At 59.5% G+C, this 19,585-nt stretch carries 18 protein-coding genes; 7 read left to right on the top strand and 11 right to left on the bottom strand.

Going from position 1 to position 19,585, the window contains the following annotated elements:
• Positions 1-117: 117 nt before the first annotated feature.
• Complete coding sequence (locus ACM6G4_RS09735; RefSeq protein ID WP_349735843.1) at positions 118-327, top strand: PA3496 family putative envelope integrity protein; 210 nt, start codon at positions 118-120, stop codon at positions 325-327.
• Here ACM6G4_RS09735 and ACM6G4_RS09730 read toward each other — a convergent pair.
• Complete coding sequence (locus ACM6G4_RS09730; protein WP_414913563.1) at positions 269-1,231, bottom strand: LysR family transcriptional regulator; 963 nt, start codon at positions 1,229-1,231, stop codon at positions 269-271. The two genes, ACM6G4_RS09735 and ACM6G4_RS09730, sit on opposite strands and share 59 nt — an antisense overlap.
• A gap of 191 nt (positions 1,232-1,422) precedes the next feature.
• On the opposite strand from ACM6G4_RS09730, the gene ACM6G4_RS09725 reads away from it, so the two are divergent.
• Positions 1,423-2,838 carry an acetyl-CoA carboxylase biotin carboxylase subunit gene (locus tag ACM6G4_RS09725; RefSeq protein WP_008045577.1) on the top strand — a complete coding sequence of 472 codons (1,416 nt, stop codon included), beginning with the start codon at positions 1,423-1,425 and terminating at the stop codon, positions 2,836-2,838.
• Positions 2,839-2,849: 11 nt separating this feature from the next.
• Positions 2,850-4,658 carry a sodium-extruding oxaloacetate decarboxylase subunit alpha gene (oadA, locus tag ACM6G4_RS09720; RefSeq protein WP_414913562.1) on the top strand — a complete coding sequence of 603 codons (1,809 nt, stop codon included), beginning with the start codon at positions 2,850-2,852 and terminating at the stop codon, positions 4,656-4,658.
• A 108-nt stretch (positions 4,659-4,766) separates the two neighbouring features.
• Here the strand turns inward: oadA and ACM6G4_RS09715 are convergent, their stop codons facing one another.
• From ACM6G4_RS09715 to ACM6G4_RS09705, 3 genes are read right to left on the bottom strand one after another with little or no spacing between them, the layout of a single operon-like run.
• Positions 4,767-5,447, bottom strand: a complete 681-nt coding sequence (locus ACM6G4_RS09715; RefSeq protein ID WP_056726817.1) for a GNAT family N-acetyltransferase — start codon at positions 5,445-5,447, stop codon at positions 4,767-4,769.
• Positions 5,448-5,463: 16 nt separating this feature from the next.
• Positions 5,464-5,910 (bottom strand): GNAT family N-acetyltransferase, encoded by a 447-nt coding sequence (locus ACM6G4_RS09710; protein ID WP_414913561.1) that lies wholly within the window; start codon positions 5,908-5,910, stop codon positions 5,464-5,466.
• 10 nt (positions 5,911-5,920) lie between these two features.
• On the bottom strand, positions 5,921-6,544 hold the full coding sequence (locus ACM6G4_RS09705) for an FMN-binding negative transcriptional regulator (protein WP_056726819.1): 624 nt from the start codon (positions 6,542-6,544) through the stop codon (positions 5,921-5,923).
• A gap of 92 nt (positions 6,545-6,636) precedes the next feature.
• On the opposite strand from ACM6G4_RS09705, the gene ACM6G4_RS09700 reads away from it, so the two are divergent.
• Together ACM6G4_RS09700 and ACM6G4_RS09695 are read left to right on the top strand one after the other, a co-directional pair.
• The gene (locus ACM6G4_RS09700) at positions 6,637-8,190 is read left to right on the top strand and encodes a PLP-dependent aminotransferase family protein (protein WP_414913560.1); all 1,554 of its coding nucleotides are present in this window, start codon (positions 6,637-6,639) and stop codon (positions 8,188-8,190) included.
• Positions 8,191-8,539: 349 nt separating this feature from the next.
• Complete coding sequence (locus tag ACM6G4_RS09695; RefSeq protein WP_056726821.1) at positions 8,540-8,998, top strand: hypothetical protein; 459 nt, start codon at positions 8,540-8,542, stop codon at positions 8,996-8,998.
• A 50-nt stretch (positions 8,999-9,048) separates the two neighbouring features.
• Here ACM6G4_RS09695 and ACM6G4_RS09690 read toward each other — a convergent pair whose 3' ends face one another.
• The 6 genes from ACM6G4_RS09690 to ACM6G4_RS09665 all read right to left on the bottom strand — a co-directional run bounded on the left by ACM6G4_RS09690 (position 9,049) and on the right by ACM6G4_RS09665 (position 16,874).
• Positions 9,049-10,149, bottom strand: coding sequence for a polyamine ABC transporter substrate-binding protein (locus tag ACM6G4_RS09690; protein ID WP_056726822.1), 1,101 nt, complete (start codon positions 10,147-10,149; stop codon positions 9,049-9,051).
• Between the two features lie 15 nt (positions 10,150-10,164).
• Positions 10,165-11,193 (bottom strand): histone deacetylase family protein, encoded by a 1,029-nt coding sequence (locus ACM6G4_RS09685; RefSeq protein ID WP_223542663.1) that lies wholly within the window; start codon positions 11,191-11,193, stop codon positions 10,165-10,167.
• Between the two features lie 137 nt (positions 11,194-11,330).
• A complete protein-coding gene (locus ACM6G4_RS09680; protein ID WP_223542662.1) occupies positions 11,331-12,329 on the bottom strand; it encodes an AraC family transcriptional regulator in 999 nt (332 codons plus the stop codon).
• 78 nt (positions 12,330-12,407) lie between these two features.
• The gene (locus tag ACM6G4_RS09675; protein ID WP_414913559.1) at positions 12,408-13,412 is read right to left on the bottom strand and encodes an asparaginase; all 1,005 of its coding nucleotides are present in this window, start codon (positions 13,410-13,412) and stop codon (positions 12,408-12,410) included.
• A gap of 100 nt (positions 13,413-13,512) precedes the next feature.
• The gene (locus tag ACM6G4_RS09670) at positions 13,513-14,964 is read right to left on the bottom strand and encodes an alanine/glycine:cation symporter family protein (protein WP_414913558.1); all 1,452 of its coding nucleotides are present in this window, start codon (positions 14,962-14,964) and stop codon (positions 13,513-13,515) included.
• A 485-nt stretch (positions 14,965-15,449) separates the two neighbouring features.
• Positions 15,450-16,874, bottom strand: a complete 1,425-nt coding sequence (locus ACM6G4_RS09665) for an aspartate ammonia-lyase (RefSeq protein ID WP_046038891.1) — start codon at positions 16,872-16,874, stop codon at positions 15,450-15,452.
• 180 nt (positions 16,875-17,054) lie between these two features.
• Here ACM6G4_RS09665 and ACM6G4_RS09660 point away from each other — a divergent pair, with 180 nt between their 5' ends.
• A complete protein-coding gene (locus ACM6G4_RS09660; protein ID WP_056726827.1) occupies positions 17,055-17,966 on the top strand; it encodes a LysR substrate-binding domain-containing protein in 912 nt (303 codons plus the stop codon).
• Positions 17,967-18,089: 123 nt separating this feature from the next.
• On the opposite strand, the gene ACM6G4_RS09655 is transcribed toward ACM6G4_RS09660, so the two are convergent.
• A complete protein-coding gene (locus ACM6G4_RS09655; protein ID WP_414913557.1) occupies positions 18,090-18,680 on the bottom strand; it encodes a reprolysin-like metallopeptidase in 591 nt (196 codons plus the stop codon).
• 402 nt (positions 18,681-19,082) lie between these two features.
• Here ACM6G4_RS09655 and purE point away from each other — a divergent pair, with 402 nt between their 5' ends.
• Positions 19,083-19,574, top strand: a complete 492-nt coding sequence (gene purE / locus ACM6G4_RS09650) for a 5-(carboxyamino)imidazole ribonucleotide mutase (protein WP_007971731.1) — start codon at positions 19,083-19,085, stop codon at positions 19,572-19,574.
• The last annotated feature ends 11 nt before the right edge of the window (positions 19,575-19,585 follow it).

Genomic DNA, 19,585 nt, shown 5'->3' with positions numbered 1-19,585 from the left:
TGCCGAAGGCTGCGATCTTTGCTTCTGAATGTTCATCTCCCTGTAACGCCCAAGCCGCCAAACCGTCATCCCCCGCGCCTATCTTGAAACTCCCGTACTCGCCTTGGGAGACTCGAAATGGCCATGCCCTACGAAGAACGCAACAGCGCTGTCAAAACCCGTCGTCAGCAAGAAGATCAGCGCCGCATGGAATTCCGTCGCGCCATCGAAGATCGCTGCGAACGCCGTCAGCTTCTGGCCGAAATTGGCGACTTTCCGGAGTTGGAACTCAACTTCTGGCAGGCATCTCCCTCGGTGTCCCGTCGAAACGCTCAACCAGCGCGCTGATCTGAATCCGTTCGCTACGGATAAACGCCAGGAAGGCGTGAGCCACCGGTGACAGGCGTTTCGCCTTGGCCTGCACCAGGCACCAACTGCGAAACAGTGGCAGCTCTTCGACCGGTAGCTCGATCAGCCCACCGGTTGCCAGTTCAAGGCTCAGGGCGTGGCGCGTCAACAGCGCAACGCCCAGGCCTGCCAGAACACATTCACGCTGCGCTTCGGCAGACGAGACCTCTTGGGTCTGGTTGAAATGCACGCGCTTCTCTTTGAAGTATTCTTCGCACGCCAGCCGCGTCCCGGAGCCTGGCTCTCGCAGCAGCAGTGTGTAGGGCTCGAGATCCTGCAGGCGCAGCGGCCCTATATGACACAGCGGATGATCCGGTGGCGCCACGGCGACGATCGGGTTGTTCAGGAACGGCAGGAATTCCAGGCCCATGTCCTGGGGCACCATGGACATGATCACCAGGTCGTCGCGGTTGTCCGACAGGCGCCGAATGACCTGACCACGGTTGACCACCGTCAGTTGCAGGTTCACTTCCGGGTGCTGGCGTTTGAACGCGGCAAACAGATGCGGCACGAAGTATTTGGCGCTGGATTCGATCGCCAGTTTCAGCTGCCCCTGCAACGAGCCCTGCATGTCCGACAGCTGCATGTCGAGGTTTTCCAGGCGCCCGAAAATATCCCGGCTGGCCCGCTGTAACGCTTCAGCCGCTTCGGTCATGTAGAGTTTTTTGCCGACGTAATCGAACAAAGGCTGACCAATCAGCTCTTCAAGTTGACGAATCTGCAGGCTGACGGCAGGTTGTGTGAGCGACATTTCCTCGGCCGCGCGGCTGTAGGAGCGCAAATCACAGACCTCGTTGAAGATCTGTAATTGCCGCAAAGTCATACGCATCAATGACTTACGCATTATCTGGTCGCTCTCGTCGCTGGCTGGTGAATCAACTATAAGTCTTTACTTATGCACGACCCAATTTTTATTCATTTTTGTTAATCCCTTGTGGGCGCTAGTGTGGACCTGCGACCAAATTGAAACATTTGGTCACGCGTCGACCTGGGTCTAGCAGGTCGTGGGTACCACCGGCTCAAGGGAACCTCCAAGTGATAACAAAGATCCTGATCGCCAACCGTGGTGAGATTGCCGTACGAATCGTACGTGCCTGCGCCGAAATGGGCATTCGCTCGGTCGCGATCTACTCCGATGCCGACCGTCATGCTCTGCACGTCAAGCGTGCGGACGAGGCCCATAGCATTGGTGCCGAGCCGCTGGCCGGTTACCTGAACCCGCGCAAGCTGGTGAACCTGGCGGTGGAAACCGGTTGCGATGCACTGCACCCAGGCTATGGCTTCCTTTCGGAAAACGCCGAGCTGGCGGAGATCTGCGCCGAACGCGGGATCAAATTCATTGGCCCGTCGGCTGAAGTGATTCGCCGTATGGGCGACAAGACCGAAGCTCGCCGCAGTATGATCAAGGCCGGCGTACCGGTGACCCCGGGCACCGAAGGCAACGTGTCGGGAATTGAAGAAGCCCTGACCGAAGGCGATCGCATCGGTTACCCGGTGATGCTCAAGGCCACTTCCGGTGGTGGCGGCCGCGGCATTCGTCGCTGCAACAGTCGCGAAGAACTCGAACAGGCTTTCCCGCGCGTCATTTCCGAAGCCACCAAGGCGTTCGGTTCGGCGGAAGTGTTCCTGGAAAAGTGCATCGTCAATCCGAAACACATCGAGGCGCAGATCCTCGGCGACAGCTTCGGCAATGTGGTGCACCTGTTCGAGCGTGACTGCTCGATCCAGCGCCGCAACCAGAAGCTGATCGAAATCGCCCCGAGCCCGCAACTGACCCCGGAACAGCGCGCCTACATCGGTGACCTGTCGGTGCGCGCAGCCAAGGCCGTGGGTTACGAGAACGCCGGCACCGTGGAGTTCCTGCTCGCCGAGGGCGAGGTGTACTTCATGGAGATGAACACCCGGGTGCAGGTGGAACACACCATCACCGAAGAAATCACCGGCATCGACATTGTCCGTGAGCAGATTCGCATTGCCTCCGGCCTGCCGCTTTCGGTGAAACAGGAAGACATCCACCACCGTGGTTTCGCCCTGCAGTTCCGGATCAACGCCGAAGACCCGAAGAACAACTTCCTGCCGAGCTTCGGCAAGATCACTCGTTACTACGCGCCCGGCGGTCCTGGCGTGCGTACCGACACGGCGATCTACACCGGCTACACCATCCCGCCGTACTACGACTCCATGTGCCTGAAGCTGGTGGTGTGGGCGTTGACCTGGGAAGAGGCGATGGACCGTGGCTTGCGCGCCCTGGACGACATGCGTCTGCAAGGGGTCAAGACCACCGCCGCGTACTACCAGGAAATCCTGCGTAACCCGGAATTCCGTAGCGGCCAGTTCAACACCAGCTTCGTTGAAAGCCACCCTGAACTGACCAACTACTCGATCAAGCGCAAACCCGAAGAGCTGGCCCTGGCCATCGCCGCCGCCATCGCCGCCCACGCAGGCCTGTGAGGAATAGAACAATGAGCAAACAAATCCACGTTACCGACACAATCCTGCGCGACGCCCACCAATCGCTGCTCGCCACTCGCATGCGCACCGAAGACATGCTGCCGATCTGCGACAAGCTCGACAAAGTCGGCTATTGGTCACTGGAATGCTGGGGCGGCGCGACCTTCGACGCCTGCGTTCGCTTCCTGAAAGAAGACCCGTGGGAGCGTCTGCGCCAACTGCGCGCGGCGCTGCCTAACACCCGTCTGCAAATGCTGCTGCGTGGCCAGAACCTGCTGGGCTACCGCCACTACAGCGACGACGTGGTCAAGGCCTTCGTCGCCAAGGCGGCGGTCAACGGTATCGACGTGTTCCGCATCTTCGACGCCATGAACGACGTGCGTAACCTGCGCGTGGCCATCGAAGCGGTGAAAGCCGCCGGCAAACACGCCCAGGGCACCATCGCCTACACCACCAGCCCGGTGCACACCATCGAGGCCTTCGTGAACCAGGCCAAGCAAATGGAAGCCATGGGTTGCGACTCGGTGGCGATCAAGGACATGGCCGGCCTGCTGACTCCGTACGCCACCGGCGAACTGGTCAAGGCGCTGAAAGCCGAGCAATCGCTGCCAGTGTTCATTCACTCCCACGACACCGCTGGTCTGGCCGCGATGTGCCAAATGAAGGCCATCGAAAACGGCGCCGATCACATCGATACCGCGATCTCCAGCTTCGCCTGGGGCACCAGCCACCCGGGCACCGAGTCGATGGTCGCCGCCCTTAAAGGCAGCGAGTTCGACACCGGCCTGAACCTGGAACTGCTGCAAGAGATCGGGCTGTACTTCTACGCCGTGCGCAAGAAGTACCACCAGTTCGAAAGCGAATTCACCGCCGTCGACACCCGTGTTCAAGTCAACCAGGTACCGGGCGGGATGATTTCCAACCTGGCCAACCAGTTGAAAGAGCAGGGCGCACTCAATCGCATGAGCGAAGTGCTGGCCGAAATCCCGCGTGTTCGTGAAGACCTCGGCTTCCCGCCGCTGGTGACCCCGACTTCGCAGATCGTCGGCACCCAGGCGTTCTTCAACGTGCTGGCCGGCGAGCGCTACAAGACCATCACCAACGAAGTGAAGCTGTACCTGCAAGGCGGTTACGGCAAGGCGCCGGGCACCGTGAACGAACAACTGCGTCGCCAGGCCATCGGCAGCGAAGAAGTGATCGACGTTCGTCCGGCCGATCTGCTCAAGCCGGAAATGGCCAAGCTGCGTGCCGACATCGGTGCACTGGCCAAGTCTGAAGAAGACGTACTGACCTTCGCCATGTTCCCGGACATCGGTCGCAAGTTCCTCGAAGAGCGTGCTGCGGGCACCCTGACGCCAGAAGTGCTGTTGCCGATTCCTGAAGCCGGCGGCGTCGCCTCTGTCGGTGGGGAAGGCGTGCCAACCGAGTTCGTCATTGACGTTCACGGCGAAACCTACCGCGTCGACATCACCGGTGTTGGCGTCAAGGCCGAAGGCAAGCGTCACTTCTACCTGTCCATCGACGGCATGCCGGAAGAAGTAGTGTTCGAGCCGCTCAACGAATTCGTCGGCGGCGGCAGCAGCAAGCGCAAGCAAGCCACTGCACCGGGTCACGTCAGCACCACCATGCCGGGCAACATCGTCGACGTGCTGGTCAAGGAAGGCGACACCGTCAAGGCAGGCCAGGCCGTGCTGATCACCGAAGCGATGAAGATGGAAACCGAAGTCCAGGCAGCCATCGCCGGTAAAGTCACCGCCATTCACGTGGCCAAGGGCGACCGGGTGAACCCGGGCGAGATCCTGATCGAGATCGAAGGCTGAGTTAACAGCCGCGATACAACGCTTTATACCTCGGGGGAGCATGTGCTCCCCTTTTTTTCGCCCGAAATTCAACCCGCGGCCTTCGCCGAAGAATGCGGTTTTATGGATTCAGGACTGTTGCGTTCTGCACTCCACCAACCCTTTAACCTGACCCGAGGCGGTTTGGTTCTCATCGCTCAGCCACTTCTCGAACCCGGCGCCAATCGCCGGCCATTCCGAATCCAGAATCGAGTACCACGCGGTGTCCCGATTTTGTCCTTTGACCACCATGTGCTGACGGAACACTCCCTCAAAACTGAAGCCCAGGCGCTCGGCCGCGTATTTGGAGCGGGCGTTGGCGTTGTTGCATTTCCATTCCAGGCGACGGTAACCCAGGGCAAAGGATTCCTTGGCCAACAGGTAAACCGCCTCGGTGCTTTTCGGCGAGCGCTGCATCGGGGCGCCGAAGGTAACGTGGCCGATTTCGATGCGGCCCTGGGCCGGGACGATGGACATCAGGCTGAGTATGCCCTGGACCTCGCCGCTGGCGCGGTCGATTACGCTGAAGAAATACGGGTCGCTACTGGCCGCGTGGTTGTTCAGCCAGTCGTTGAAGACGCTGCGCTCAGGGAAGGGGCCGTAAGGCAGGTAGTCCCACAGCTTCGGGTCGGCGCCGGGGCCTTGCAGGGCGTTGAACAGGTCGTCGCCGTGGCGCGCCGGGTCGAGTTTTTCCAGGCGGATGTAACGCCCTTCGATCAGTTGAGTCGTGGGGGCCGGGACGCCTTTCCAGTCGGCGAGTGAAATCGACATGCTGTTCTCCTTGAACTTAGATGGCTTTGCGAAACTGGATGAAACCCGGGCGTTCGGCGATGCGCTCGTAGAGCTGGATCGCGGTGGCGTTGGTTTCGTGGGTCAGCCAGTGGACCTTGTTGCAACCGTCGGCCTTGGCCGTGGTGTAGACGAATTCGATCAACTGGCGGCCGACACCGGTGCCACGGGTTTCCGGGACCACCAGCAAGTCCTGCAGGTAGCAGGAGTTCTCGATGGCCCAGTTCGAGCGATGGTAGATGAAATGCACCATGCCCACCGCTTTACCGTCGACCCAGGCGAGGGCGGCGTGGGTTGGCTCGTTCGGATCGAGCATGCGCTGCCAGGTGCTTTGGGTAACGGCCTCCGGCAGTTCGGTTTTATAGAAGCGCAGGTAGGCTTGCCACAGCGGCAACCAGGCCGCGTGATCACCGGCGGTGACTTGGCGAATGTCGATTTGACTCATGGTGACTTCCTTAGCGCATTAATTGGGCGAGGCTTTGGTCGTTGACGTCGGGGCTGGCGGCCAGGCCTTCGCGCACACCGGCGATGTCGGCGGGGCTGCGGTTCTGGCTGAGCTTGCGCTTGCCTTCCAGACGGTCGATGGGGATGGCGAAACCGACAATGGCCTTGAGCATGCCGTCGATGTAATCGGCGGGGGCATCGGCCACTGACCACGGTTGGGCGCGGCCAGCTTCATGACGATCGGTGAGGGTGCTGACGATGTCGAGCAGCCGTCCGCCATCGCTGAAGGTTTCGGCTCGGCCATAGGCGTGTACGGCGACGTAGTTCCAGGTAGGCACGACTTTGCCGTGTTCGGCCTTGCTTGGGTAGAAGCCAGGGCTGACGTAGGCGTCGGCACCGGCAAATATCAGCAGGGCTTCGGCGCCGTCGCGCAGGTCTTTCCATTGTGGATTGGCTTTGGCCAGATGCCCGTACAACGTGCCGTTCGAGCCTTGTTCGCAGTGCAGCAGCACCGGTACATGGCTGGCTTGCAGGCCGCTTTCACCATGGGTCACCAATATGGCGAGACGGGTGGCGAGGATCAGTTCATGCAGTTGGGACAACTCGTCGATGGCAAAAGCACGTGGCGTATACATGGAGATATTTTCCTTGGCGAATGCCTGCATCCTAGGCAGGCTATTGGTCTGTTGTAAGAGCCATTAACGACCAATTTCATAGGTCCATTGCGATGACCAGCGAACCACTGTCCCTGACCTTCAACCCGGCGGGTATCGAACTTGATCGTCGCCAGGGGCTGAGTCGTCAGCTCTATCAGGCATTGCGCACGCGTGTGCTCGACGGACGACTGGCCAGCGGTACGCGTCTGCCGGCCAGTCGTGATCTGGCTGCCGCGCTGGCGATTTCCCGTAACAGCGTGGTGCGCGCCTACGATCAGTTGTACGCCGAAGGGTTTATCGAAGGGCGGGTAGGCGACGGGACTTATGTCGCGCAATTGCCCCAGGCAACCGTGCCGGCAAAAAAACTATCCACAAAAGTATCCACAGGGTTTTCAACAGGGTTACCCACAGCCTTATCCACAAATTGGCTCGATTTACCTGTGGATTCATCCAGCAAAGTTATCCACAACGACCCGTTGACCCGGGTCAAAAACAACCATTTAGCCAATCCTCCGAGCGGTCCGCCCCGGGCATTTCGGGTGGGTGTCCCGGCGTTCGATCTGTTTCCATTCGAGGTCTGGGCCAAGCTGAATGCGGCTTTCTGGCGCAAGCCGGATTTTCAACAGCTGTGCTACGGCGACCCGGCAGGCGATGCACGCCTGCGCGGGATGATCGCCGCGTATTTGCGCAGTTCGCGGGGCATGCAATGCACAGCTGAGCAAATTTTGATCACCAGTGGCGCGCAGCAGGGAATCAGCCTTTGTGCACAGTTGCTGGTGGAGCCCGGCGACGGGGTGGCGATTGAAAATCCGGGGTATCGGGCGGCCGGTCATGCCTTTGCCGTGGCGGGGGCGCGGTTACACGGGGTGGCGGTGGACAGCGAGGGTATCAATTGCAGCGAACTGTCAGCACTCGATGATTGTCGGCTGACCTACGTCACGCCGTCCCACCAGTATCCCACCGGCGTGGTCATGAGCCTGGCGCGACGTCTGGAGCTGCTGGCCTGGGCCGAGCGCACCCAAGGCTGGATCGTCGAGGACGATTACGATGGCGAGTACCGCTACAGCGGCGCGCCACTGGCGCCTTTGGCGGCACTCGATCGTAACGGGCGGGTGTTGTATGTCGGCACGTTCGGCAAGGTCGCGTTTCCGGCATTGCGTCTCGGTTATCTGGTGCTGCCGCCGGGGCTGGTGCAGGCGTTTGCGCAACGACGTGCAGTGGACGTACGGCATTCCGAAGTCAGCACCCAGGCGGTGATGGCCGAGTTCATGGCGGCCGGGCATTTCCAGCGGCACATAAGGCGCATGCGGCGTGCGGCGCTGAGTCGGCGCAATACCTTGCTCAGCGGTTGGCCGCTGGATATTCCAGGCATTGGCAAGCTACCCACCGTCGCCGCAGGGCTGCACATGACGGTGCCGGTCGACAGCGTGGCCCGTGAACGCGAGCTGATCGAGTTGGCGAGCAGTGTCGATGTCGAGGTCAACGGCTTGAGCAGTTATTGGCTGCCGGATTGCGCAACCCCGATGGATCAACGCGCCGGTCTGGTACTGGGATTTGCCGCGGTGCCCGAAAAGGCCATCGAGGCGGCGCTGCAACGGTTGCGGACGGTGTGGCGTGCTGGCTGAAACGTGCGAGGTCTTGATAACGACGGGGGCTGCGGATCGCCGGGTCGACACAGTTCTGTGGTGTCCTTTTTCTGGTCAGGTAACCCACCACGTCGTAGCCAGGCTACATGGTTAAATGTCGAAGTTGTAGTTGTAACAAAGTTATATGAAACACTTTCAGGATTGACCGAGCACATCAATGCGCATAAATAATTTGTGCGTAACGGAGGAAGTGTGCACGCAAGCGAAATCGATAATTTCTGTTGTGTATTCTTATTGCCGTTTTATAAGTTTATTTATCATTCGATTCTATGAAGTCATGACCTGAATTCGGGTGTTTTTTTGCTTGGACTCATCAAGGAATATTACTATGAAACATTTACACGCAAAGTGCCTGAAAGCAGCGCTGGAAGCAACGAGGTGCCAGGGCCTGCGGCAGGTAACGGGCGACCACTTTACTGCAACGATTGATGGTGCGGCCTTTAACGCCGATGACGTTCAAGGATTTATCAGTTTTGGTGTAAAGATTGTGGTGGGAGTCATTAATGAGGGAAATAATCGGCGATATATATCGGTGGCGGCGGATGAAGATCTTGGTGACGGAGAGCATGATGTCAGTCTCGATGGAAAAGTCACCATCGGCTATATGATAGAAAATGCAGGGGAGCCGAATCTGGAATATCCTGCGGAGTCTGGTCGAGCTCATATTTGTGGTGAAGGTAATCAACAGGAGTTCTCTGGCTCATTCAATGTCAAGTTGATTGAAGAGTCGCCTTACAAAGAAATTGAAGCAACTTTCAAGGTGGCCAATTTGCATCGCCTGGCCTGAGTTCTAACAATAAAACCTCCTGCCAGCAACGGCAGGAGGTTTTTCTTATCTCAAGTCCCGGACTTGATCTTGGTCCAGGCCCGGGTGCGCGCACGTTCGGCATCGCGCGGCAGCGGTTGCAGGGTGTAGAGCGTGCCCATCGCCGCGTCGGTCGGATACAGGTTGGGGTTGTTGCGAATCGCCGGATCGACCAGTTCCGTGGCGTCCTTGTTCGGGTTCGGATACCCCACGAAGTCACTGACCGGTGCAATCACTTGCGGCTGCAGCAGGTAGTTGATGAAGGTGTAGGCGTCTTCGGGGTTTTTCGCCCCTTTCGGAATCGCCAGCATGTCGAACCAGATCGGCGCGCCTTCTTTCGGCAGGCGCATGTCGACAACAACACCGTTCTTGGCTTCCTTGGCGCGGTTGGCGGCTTGCGAGAAGCTGCCGGAATAACCGACTGCGACACAGATGTCACCGTTGGCAATGTCGGCCATGTACTTGGACGAGTGGAAGTAAGTGATGTACGGACGGATCTTCATCAGCAGTGCTTCAGCCTTGGCGTAGTCCGCGGGCTTCTTGCTGTTGGGGTCCAGGCCGAGGTGTTGCAGGGCCAGCGGCAAAATCTCGGAAGGCGAGTCGAGCAGGGCGACGCCGCACTGCTTGAGCTTGCTGATGTTCTCTTCCTTGAAGATCAGGTCCCAGCTGTCTACCGGCGCGTCGGCGCCCAGGGCTGCCCTGACCTTGTCCGGGTTGAATCCGATCAGGATGGTCCCGTACATGTACGGCACGGCGAACTTGTTGCCTGGGTCGTTGGCTTCGATCAGCTTCATCAGCTTGGGATCGAGGTGGTTCCAGTTCGGCAGCTTGCTGCGGTCCAGGGGCTGGAATACCCCGGCTTCAATTTGCTTGGCGAGGAACACATTGGACGGCACCACCACGTCGTATCCGGAGTTGCCGGTCAGCAGCTTGGCTTCCAGTGCTTCATTGGTGTCGAAGATGTCGTAGACCAGTTTGGTCTGGGCGTTCTGGGTCTTGAAGTCTTCCAGGGCCTTGGGGGTGATGTAGTCGAACCAGTTGTAGACGCGCAACGTCCGCTCTTCCGCGTGTGCGGTGCCGCTGAGCAGCGTGGCGCACAGGGCTGGAAAAATAAAACGCTTAAGACTTTTCATTCTTCTACTTCCTCATTAAGCGCTTTCAAAACCTTCGAGAACGTTTACGGCATTGATGCCGATTTCTTCCACGGCATAGCCGCCTTCCATGACGAACAGCGTGGGTTTGCCGAGCGCTGCGATGCGCTTGCCCATGGCCAGGTAATCCGGGCTGTCGAGTTTGAATTGCGAGATCGGATCGTCCTTGAAGGTATCGACACCCAGGGACACGACGATGATGTCGGCACCGTAGCTTTCGATCTCTTTGCAGGCTTGTTCCAGCGCTGCGCTCCAAGTATCCCAGCCTGAACCGGCGGCCAACGGATAGTTGAAGTTGAACCCTTCGCCAGCACCTTCGCCGCGTTCATCTTCATAGCCGAGGAAGAACGGGAACTCGGCTTCCGGGTGGCCGTGAATCGAGGTGAACAGCACGTCGCTGCGCTCGTAGAAAATCGATTGGGTGCCGTTGCCGTGGTGGTAATCGACGTCGAGGATCGCAACTTTTTTGTGGCCCTGATCGAGGAACGCCTGGGCGGCGATGGCGGCGTTGTTGAGGTAGCAATAACCACCCATCAAATCGCTGGCGGCGTGGTGTCCCGGTGGGCGGCACAGGGCGAAAGCAGATCGGGCGCCGCGCTGGATTTCCGCTTGGGCGGTGAGGGCGACCTGTGCTGCGCTGTACGCCGCTTGCCAGGTGCCGGCGGTAATCGGGGCGCCGCCGTCGAAGCTGTAATAGCCGAGTTGGCCGTGCAGGCTGGTGGGTTTGATCGGGCGCAAGGTGCGTGCAGGCCAGGTGTAGGGCAGCAGGTCACCGTCGGTGTTGAATTCGGTCCAGCGTGTCCAGGCACCCTTGAAGAAGTCGAGGTAGTCGCGACTGTGGATGCGCGCGATGGGCTCAAGGCCGAAGTCCTTTGGCGCTTCGACTGGGCCAAGGTTCTGGTTCTGCACGCGTTGCAGCACGTGGTCGGCGCGCGAAGGCATCTCGAAGCACGGCTTGAGCTGGCCGTCGATGAGTTCACAGCGGCCATGGTGCAGGTGGTGATCGTCAGAGTAGATCGTCAGCATTTGTTGTTCTCCGCAGGGCTGATTCGGTTGCCCCCAGTGTTGCGGCGCACGACGAATCGGAGAACGGCAGGAAAGGCCAAAAGGGGATCGATACGGCCAAAACATTTGACCGAAATTCGCCCCTTGCTCCCACAGGTTTATCCGTGTGGCCGGAACTGGCTGGGCGCCACACCACTCCAGCGCACAAACGCATGGCGAAAGCTCGCGGTCTCGCTGAAGCCCAGCGCCTCGGCAATTTGATAGATCGGCAACTGATCCTCGCACAGCATTTGCTTGGCCTGCTCGAAGCGCAGTTCGTCGAGCAGTTCCTGATAGCTGCAACCCATGTCCTTGAGATGCCGGCGCAAGGTACGCGCCGAACAGTTCATTTGCTCGGCCAGCCCTTCCAGCCCGGGCGCGGCATTCAGTTGCGCGCTGAGCAATTGGCGGATCCGTCCCAGCCAGGCCTGACGCCCGGTGAACTCGATGTTCTGTTTGCGGCAGCGTTCGGCCATGGCTTGATGGGTGATGACATCGGCCAGCGGCAGTGGCTGGTCGAGCCAGCGCTTGTCGAAGGCGAAGGCATTGTTCCGCGCGTCGAAGTGCACCGGGCAGTTGAAGTGTTCGGCGTAGGTCGCTTCGTAGTCGGGCGCGGCATGTTCGAAGCGTGCGCCGAGCAAGGGCAGGGAATGGCCGAGGAGGTCGTCACAGGTGACTTTCAGCGATACCAGGCAGAACTCGGCGTTGAACACCGCCATGGCCGGGCTCTCGCGGTAATCGGCGGCGGCGAACCAAATGCGCTCGCCATCGTCCTCCAGGCTCAGTTCGAAAAGTGTTCCCAGCAGCGCCGGGTAGCGCATCGCCAGACGCAAAGCGTCACCGAAGGTGGCACTGGTGAGCAGGGCGTAACCGAGCATGCCGTAGCAGGAAACGTGCATCCGCCGGCCCAGTTCCAGGCCGATGTCGCGCTTGAGAGCGACGGCGTTGGCACAGACCTGCATTTCCTGATTGGTGGTGATGCGCGTGTCGGCACGGTTCAGATCCGCCGCACTGATGCCGCTTCCGGCCAGCAGCGCTTCGCTGGACAAGCCTTGTGCCTTGAAGGCATCGAGTACCAGGGAGACGGCGTTGAGCGTGGTGAGGTGGGAGTGGAGCATGAGGACTTCCAGCCTTGGGGTGGCTGGAGCGCAGCAAGTTGTATGCCGGGTGAGAGTCCCACAGGGTTATGTGTTGATTCAGCTCAGTTCGCCGCACAGGTCGAGTTCGACAAGCCGACGGACTTCCTCCGTTTCAAGCCCCGCACCCAACAACCCATGCAACTTGCCGAACGCCGCCTCACGGGTCATGCCGCCACCGGACAACACGCCCACACCGCGCAAGCGACTGCCGGCTTCATAAACATCCAGTTCAACCCCGCCTTCGTGGCATTGCGTGACGGCTACCACGACCACGCCGTTGTCCCGCGCACGCGCGAGACTGGCGAGAAACCCGGGGTTGTCGCTCGGGCCGGTGCCGCTGCCGTAGCACTCCAGCACCAGGCCCTGAATGCCGCTGTCGAGCAAGCCATCCAGCACTTTGGCGCCGATGCCGGGAAACAGCGGCAGCACCGCGACGCTCGCCAATTGTTTGGGCTGGTTGTAATTCAGTTGCGACGGAACCGAAGTCGCCTTCACGCCACCGCCCTGACGCTCCAGTCGCTTGAACGGATGACGGCCAAAACTGCGTACCTTGGCGCAACGGGTCGGTCCCAGCAGTTCGCCATGGAAGTACAGATGCACGCCCGGCGCCAGGCCCTGGCCCAGCGCAACCAGCGCGCCGCCGAGGTTTTCCCAGGCGTCGCTGTCAGTCACGCCAGCTGGCAGCATCGAGCCGGTGAAGCACACGCGGGCATGCAGGCCGAGCAACTGGAAACTCATCGCGGCTGCGCTGTAGGCCAGGGTGTCGGTGCCATGCAGGATAAGCACGCTGTCGCAACCCTGAACATCCACCGCATCGACCACGGCTTCACGCAGCTGCTGCCAATACGTCGGGGTCATGTTGGCGCTGTCGATCAGCGGCGACATTTCACGAAAGCGCCATTGCGGCACCACCAGCTCGGGCTGGCTGTGCAGGTAGTCGCGCATCCGCGCTTCGAAGCCGGATGCCGGGGCCAGGCCGTTGGCGCTGGCCTGCATGCCGATGGTGCCGCCGGTGTAGAGCACCATGACGTGCTGAGCGGCGGGATAGATCGGGGCATTCATGGGAGGTTCTCCAAAAATGATGACAGCTTGTTTCCGAGCATGACGCCGGTTGCAAGCTGTGTCACGTCGGGCGCAGGGGATGCGCCCGGTTTTCTACCGATCAGCGTTGCGCTGCGGTCACGCCTGTCGGAGCAGCTTCAGCTTTGGCGGTGGGTGCTGGCGGGTTCGCCGGCCAGGCTTTCAGGTCCAGATCCAGATCCGGGAATTTGCTCGAATCGAATACCGGCGTGGTGATGCCAGCGGCGCGCTGGTCATCGTAGTCACGCAGGATGCGCATGCCGACCTTGAACAGCAGGAACAGCGCGATCAGGTTGACGAACGCGAGCATGGTCATGGTGATGTCGGCGAAGGCAAATACGGTGCCGAGGTTTTCGATGGCGCCCCAGAAAATCAGCACCAGTACCAGCGCGCGATAGCCCATCAGCGCCTTGCGGTTTTCACCGATCAAAAAGCGCAGGTTGTTCTCGCCCAGGTAGTAGTTGTAGAGGATCGAGGTGAACACGAACAAAGCCAGGGCCACGGAGATGAACATCCGGCCCCAGTCACCGACCACGGCGGCCAGAGAGTTCTGGGTCAGGGCAATGCCGTCGCCTTCGAAGCCCGGGGTGTAGAAGCCGGAGAGCAGGATTAGCAGCGCGGTGCAGGTGCAGATCACGAAGGTATCGAGGAACACGCTGAACGCCTGGACCACACCTTGTGCCACCGGGTGCTCGACCGCCGCGACAGCCGCTACGTTCGGCGCACTGCCCAGGCCGGCTTCGTTGGCGAACACGCCCCGCTTCACGCCCATGACGATGGCGCTGCCGATCAGGCCGCCGAAGGCCTGGTCCAGACCAAAGGCGCTCTTGACGATAGTCATCAGCATGCCCGGCACATGGTCGAACTGCAGCACGATCACGTAGAGGGTCACGCCGATGTACACGAGGGTTTTCACCGGCACCAACAGGTCGGCGACCTTGGCGATGCGCTTGATCCCCCCGATGAACACCAGGCCCAACAGCACGGCCAGGCCGATGCCGGTGTAAGTGGTGTCGAGGCCGAAGGCGTTGTTCAGCGAGTGCGTCACGGCGTGGGCTTGCAGGCCGTTGAAGGCGAAGCCGAACGTTACCAGCAGCAGGAACGCCATCAGCATGCCCAGCCAGCGTTTTTGCAGGCCGTGCTGTATGTAATAGGACGGGCCACCACGGAACTGGCCTTCGGAATCGCAGCGCTTGTAGAGCTGGCCGAGTGAGCATTCGAAGAAGCTGCTGGACATGCCGACCAGCGCGGTCACCCACATCCAGAACACGGCACCGGGGCCGCCGAGGGTCACGGCAATGCCGACACCGGCGATGTTGCCCGCACCGACGCGGCCGGCGAGGCTGAGCATCAGGGCCTGGAACGAACTGAGTTGCCCGGCGCTGCTTTTGAGGCTGTCGCGGAACACCGCGAACATGTGGAAGAAGTGACGCAGTTGAACGAAACGCGAGCGGATCGTGAAGTAGCTACCGAGCCCGACAATGAGCACGATCAGTACTTTCCCTGAGAGGAAGTCGTTAATGACTTCGAGCATGGATTATTCCTCGCTGTTTTTTGTGTAGGCAACAATGCTGGCCGGACAGACACATCGAGTTACACCCCTTGGCGCACGGCACAATGGGCGGTTCGACGTTCGTCCCGGTTTCATATCGCGGGTTTGTTATTAGTTCGGGTTTCGCATGGGTTGTGGCCTCGCTACCGACGACCGCTCATGCGAAGAGGGGCGGCACTATACCGATCAGTGGCGCGCCCGTCTGCACAGTAGTGGTGCAAGCGACGAAACGAGGTGCTGCAGAATCAAAAGATCGCAGCCTTCGGCAGCTCCTACAGGTGTACGTCAAACATGTAGGAGCTGCCGAAGGCTGCGATCTTGGCGGTATCAAATACACAAAACATTTAACGTCCTGCCCGCGAAGAAGTTAAAAAAAAGGGCCTGGGGACTAAATCCCCAAGCCCTCAAAAGGTGAGAGGTGTCTAGTCCCTCGACCTGGTGAGCGGTGCTACAAGTAACGCGTCGGGTTATGCCTTCAGAGGCACCAGGCGCGGAGCAATCATGTTTTCCGGGCGCAGGATGTCGGCGAGCATGGCTTCGTCGAGCAGACCTTCTTCGCGCACCAGTTCCAGCACGCCGCGGCCGCTTTCAAGGGCGAGGCCGGCGATGCGGGTGGCATTCTTGTAGCCGATGTACGGGTTCAGCGCGGTGACCAGGCCGATCGAGTGCTCGACCAGTTCACGGCAGCGTGCTTCGTTGGCGGTGATGCCGACGATGCAGTGTTCGCGCAGCATGTCCATGGCGCGTTGCAGCAGGCGGATCGAGTCGAAGATCTTGAAGGCGATCAGCGGCTCCATCACGTTCAGTTGCAGCTGGCCGCCTTCGGCCGCGATGGTCAGGGCCAGGTCGTTACCGATGATCTGGAACGCCACCTGGTTGACCGCTTCCGGAATAACCGGGTTGACCTTGCCTGGCATGATCGAACTGCCTGGTTGACGCGCCGGCAGGTTGATCTCGTTGATGCCGGTGCGTGGACCGCTGGACAGCAGGCGCAGGTCGTTGCAGATCTTCGACAGCTTGACCGCGGTACGCTTGAGCATGCCGGAGAACAGCACGAAGGCGCCCATGTCGGAGGTGGCTTCGATCAGGTCGGCGGCCGGTACCAGCGGTTGACCGCTGATCACTGCCAGACGCTGAACGGCCAGGTGCTGGTAACGCGGGTCGGCGTTGATGCCGGTGCCGATCGCGGTGCCACCCAGGTTCACTTCGGTCAGCACTTCCGGAGCCAGGGTCTTCAGGCGTGCCAGGTCTTCACCCAGGGTGGTGGCAAACGCACGGAATTCCTGACCCAGGGTCATCGGAACGGCGTCTTGCAGCTGGGTACGACCCATCTTCAGGACGTGGTTGAATTCTTCACCCTTGGCCGCGAACGCTTGAATCAGGCTGTCGAGGCTGGCGAGCAGGGCGTCGTGACCGAGCAACAGGCCCAGACGGATCGCCGTCGGGTACGCGTCGTTGGTCGACTGCGCCATGTTCACGTCATCGTTCGGGTGCAGGTACTGGTACTCGCCTTTCTGGTGACCCATGGCCTCCAGCGCGATGTTGGCGATGACTTCGTTGGCATTCATGTTGGTCGAAGTGCCAGCGCCGCCTTGGATCATGTCCACCACGAATTCTTCGTGGAAGTCGCCGCGGATCAAACGTGCACAGGCTTCGCTGATGGCAGCGTGCTTGGCTTCGCTCAGGTGACCCAATTCACGGTTGGCGTCAGCGGCGGCCTGTTTAACCATCGCCAGGCCGACAACCAGTTTCGGGTAGTGCGAAATCGGAACGCCCGAAAGGCGGAAATTATTCACCGCTCGCAGGGTCTGGATACCGTAATACGCTTGAGCCGGTACTTCGAGGGCGCCAAGCAGGTCATTTTCTGTGCGGAATGATGCAGCGGAGGACATGATAGAAATCATCTCAATATGGACCCGGTCTGTGCCGGAACGTTGTGAATGCTAGGCCTGTGGAGAGTTTTGGGCCAATGCTGTTAAACACTAGGCTATGCATATTCGGCATAATACCCGTGTGACGCCGTCCTGACGGCGAGCGTGTGACCTAAATTGGTGCATGTCCGGGAGGGCGTGATGAATCTGGAAAGCAAATGGCTGGAGGACTTCAGTGCCCTGGCCGCCACCCGCAGTTTCTCCCAGGCCGCCGAGCGGCGTTTTGTGACGCAGCCGGCGTTCAGTCGGCGAATCCGCAGCCTTGAAGCCGCGTTGGGGCTGACCCTGGTCAACCGTTCGCGCACGCCGGTGGAGCTGACGGCGGCAGGGCAATTGTTTCTGGTCACCGCGCGCACCGTAGTCGAACAGCTGGGCGAAGTGCTGCGCCATCTGCATCACCTGGAAGGCGGACAGGGCGAAGTGATGCAGGTCGCTGCCGCGCACTCCCTGGCGCTCGGTTTCTTTCCGCGCTGGATCGCGCAGTTGCGCAACGAAGGCCTGAATATCGCCACGCGGCTGGTGGCGACCAACGTCGGTGACGCGGTGCATGCATTGCGTGAAGGCGGCTGCGACCTGATGCTGGCGTTCTACGACCCGGACGCCGCCATGCAGATGGACCCGGAAATCTTCCCCTCGCTGCACCTTGGGCACACCGAGATGCTGCCGGTCTGCGCCGCCGACGCCGACGGTAAGCCACTGTTCGACCTGGAAGGCGAAGGCAGTGTGCCGTTGCTGGCGTACAGCGCCGGTGCGTTTCTCGGCCGTTCGGTGAACATGCTGTTGCGTCAACGGGCGCTGCGCTTCACCACCATCTACGAAACCGCCATGGCCGACAGCCTGAAAAGCATGGCCCTGGAGGGACTGGGCATCGCCTGGGTTCCGCAGTTGAGCGTGCGTGCCGAGCTGACGCGTGGCGAACTGGTAGTGTGTGGCGGTCCGCAATGGCATGTGCCGCTGGAGATCCGTTTGTACCGCTGTGCGCTGGTGCGCAAAGCGAATGTCCGGTTGTTGTGGCGCAAGCTCGAGAGCGGCGTAGCGGGTGCTACTGTTTGAGAGCCAGGAACTCATGGCCAGTTCTGTGGCCATGAGTTGCAGCAACTGTTCATTCAGCGTAAGCGTGTTAATGGCACAAACACGCCATGCGCGGATTTCAGGTCGCGCGATACCGAAACGAACTTACGCAAAAGTGCTAAGGTGTTTGCGAATGTTTTCCCTGTTTTTTTCACTGTATCGATAAGCGTTTCCACGTACGCCTGAGAATTCGTCCGAGAGCATGATCGTGTCGTGCCACCAGCCGTCATAGATGACTTCACTGTCTTCATGTGTCGCGCCCAACATGTGGCCTATTTCATGTGCTGGGACTTGTTTGGAGGTGATCGCCGCAATTGCGCAATGACCTTTGACTTGGCCGTACCCGCGTATCGATTCGAGGAGACCCCCTGCCTTTGTGTTGATATTGTTTCGGGTCAACAAGAGGACTTTCGTCAGGCCCGGTTCATTTTCTTCATATTTTAATATCTTTGTATACCAGTCCCGTATCAGGTTGCACCACCCTCGCAGCGCAGCTGAACCATCTTCGTTTCTGTAGTTGTATCCTGACAACTCCGGAACTTCATGATGAGCGTGCATCAAAAATCTGACCTTGCGTTCCGAGATGGATTCAAGCTCTGTTTTCAGCCAGGAAAAGTAATCGGTGTATAAATCATTTTTTTGATATTCCTGAAGATCCTTGTGAAGGACAACTATTATGGTAATAGGCTTTTTCATATTTGTACTCCCTGTTCAATTATGATTTTTTGCCGTTTTATATTTGCGTTGTCTGGCGATGTTCGCAATTTTTAAGTGGGTTGAATTGTTTCTGTTGAGAGCTTCAATGAACTTATGATCACCAGATCCGCACATTGAATTGCGAATTGTATTGAGCTACTAAGTTAAGAAATTCACGACATTCAGGCAGTCAAATGACTGACTTGATAGTCAAGAAATACCTATTTTTCGAGCGCGTGACAGATGGTCGCCACAGGGGCTGTTTATCCGCTTCTTTGAGGTATACTGCGCGGCCTTCGGCCGGTTACGACCGGCCATAATTCGTACAATCAAGCCACGCATCCTGCGTGGCTTGTTGTTTTTTGACGCGCCTGCGGGCGCCCAGAGAGAAGAGGCACGACGATGAGTGCACTGGTTGGCGTGATCATGGGCTCCAAGTCCGATTGGTCCACCCTTAGCCACACCGCCGATATGCTGGAAAAGCTCGGCATCCCCTACGAGGTGAAAGTGGTTTCTGCCCACCGCACCCCGGACCTGCTGTTCCAGTACGCTGAAGAAGCCGAGGCGCGTGGCATCGAGGTGATCATCGCCGGTGCCGGTGGCGCGGCCCACTTGCCTGGCATGTGTGCAGCCAAGACTCACCTGCCGGTGCTTGGCGTACCGGTTCAGTCCGCTATGCTGTCGGGCGTTGATTCGCTGCTCTCTATTGTGCAGATGCCAGCGGGCATTCCGGTCGCCACCCTGGCCATCGGCAAGGCGGGCGCGATCAACGCAGCACTGCTGTCGGCGAGTATCCTTGGCGCCAAGCACCCGCAGTTCCACGCGGTGCTGAAAACCTTCCGTGCTGAGCAGACAGACAGCGTCCTGGAAAATCCAGACCCACGCATCGCCTGAGGTTGTTGACG

The organism is Pseudomonas sp. IT-P258 (genome assembly GCF_949767825.1).
GTDB classification, from domain to species: Bacteria; Pseudomonadota; Gammaproteobacteria; order Pseudomonadales; family Pseudomonadaceae; genus Aquipseudomonas; species Aquipseudomonas monachiensis.
This window is presented reverse-complemented; position numbering and strand designations above follow the sequence as displayed.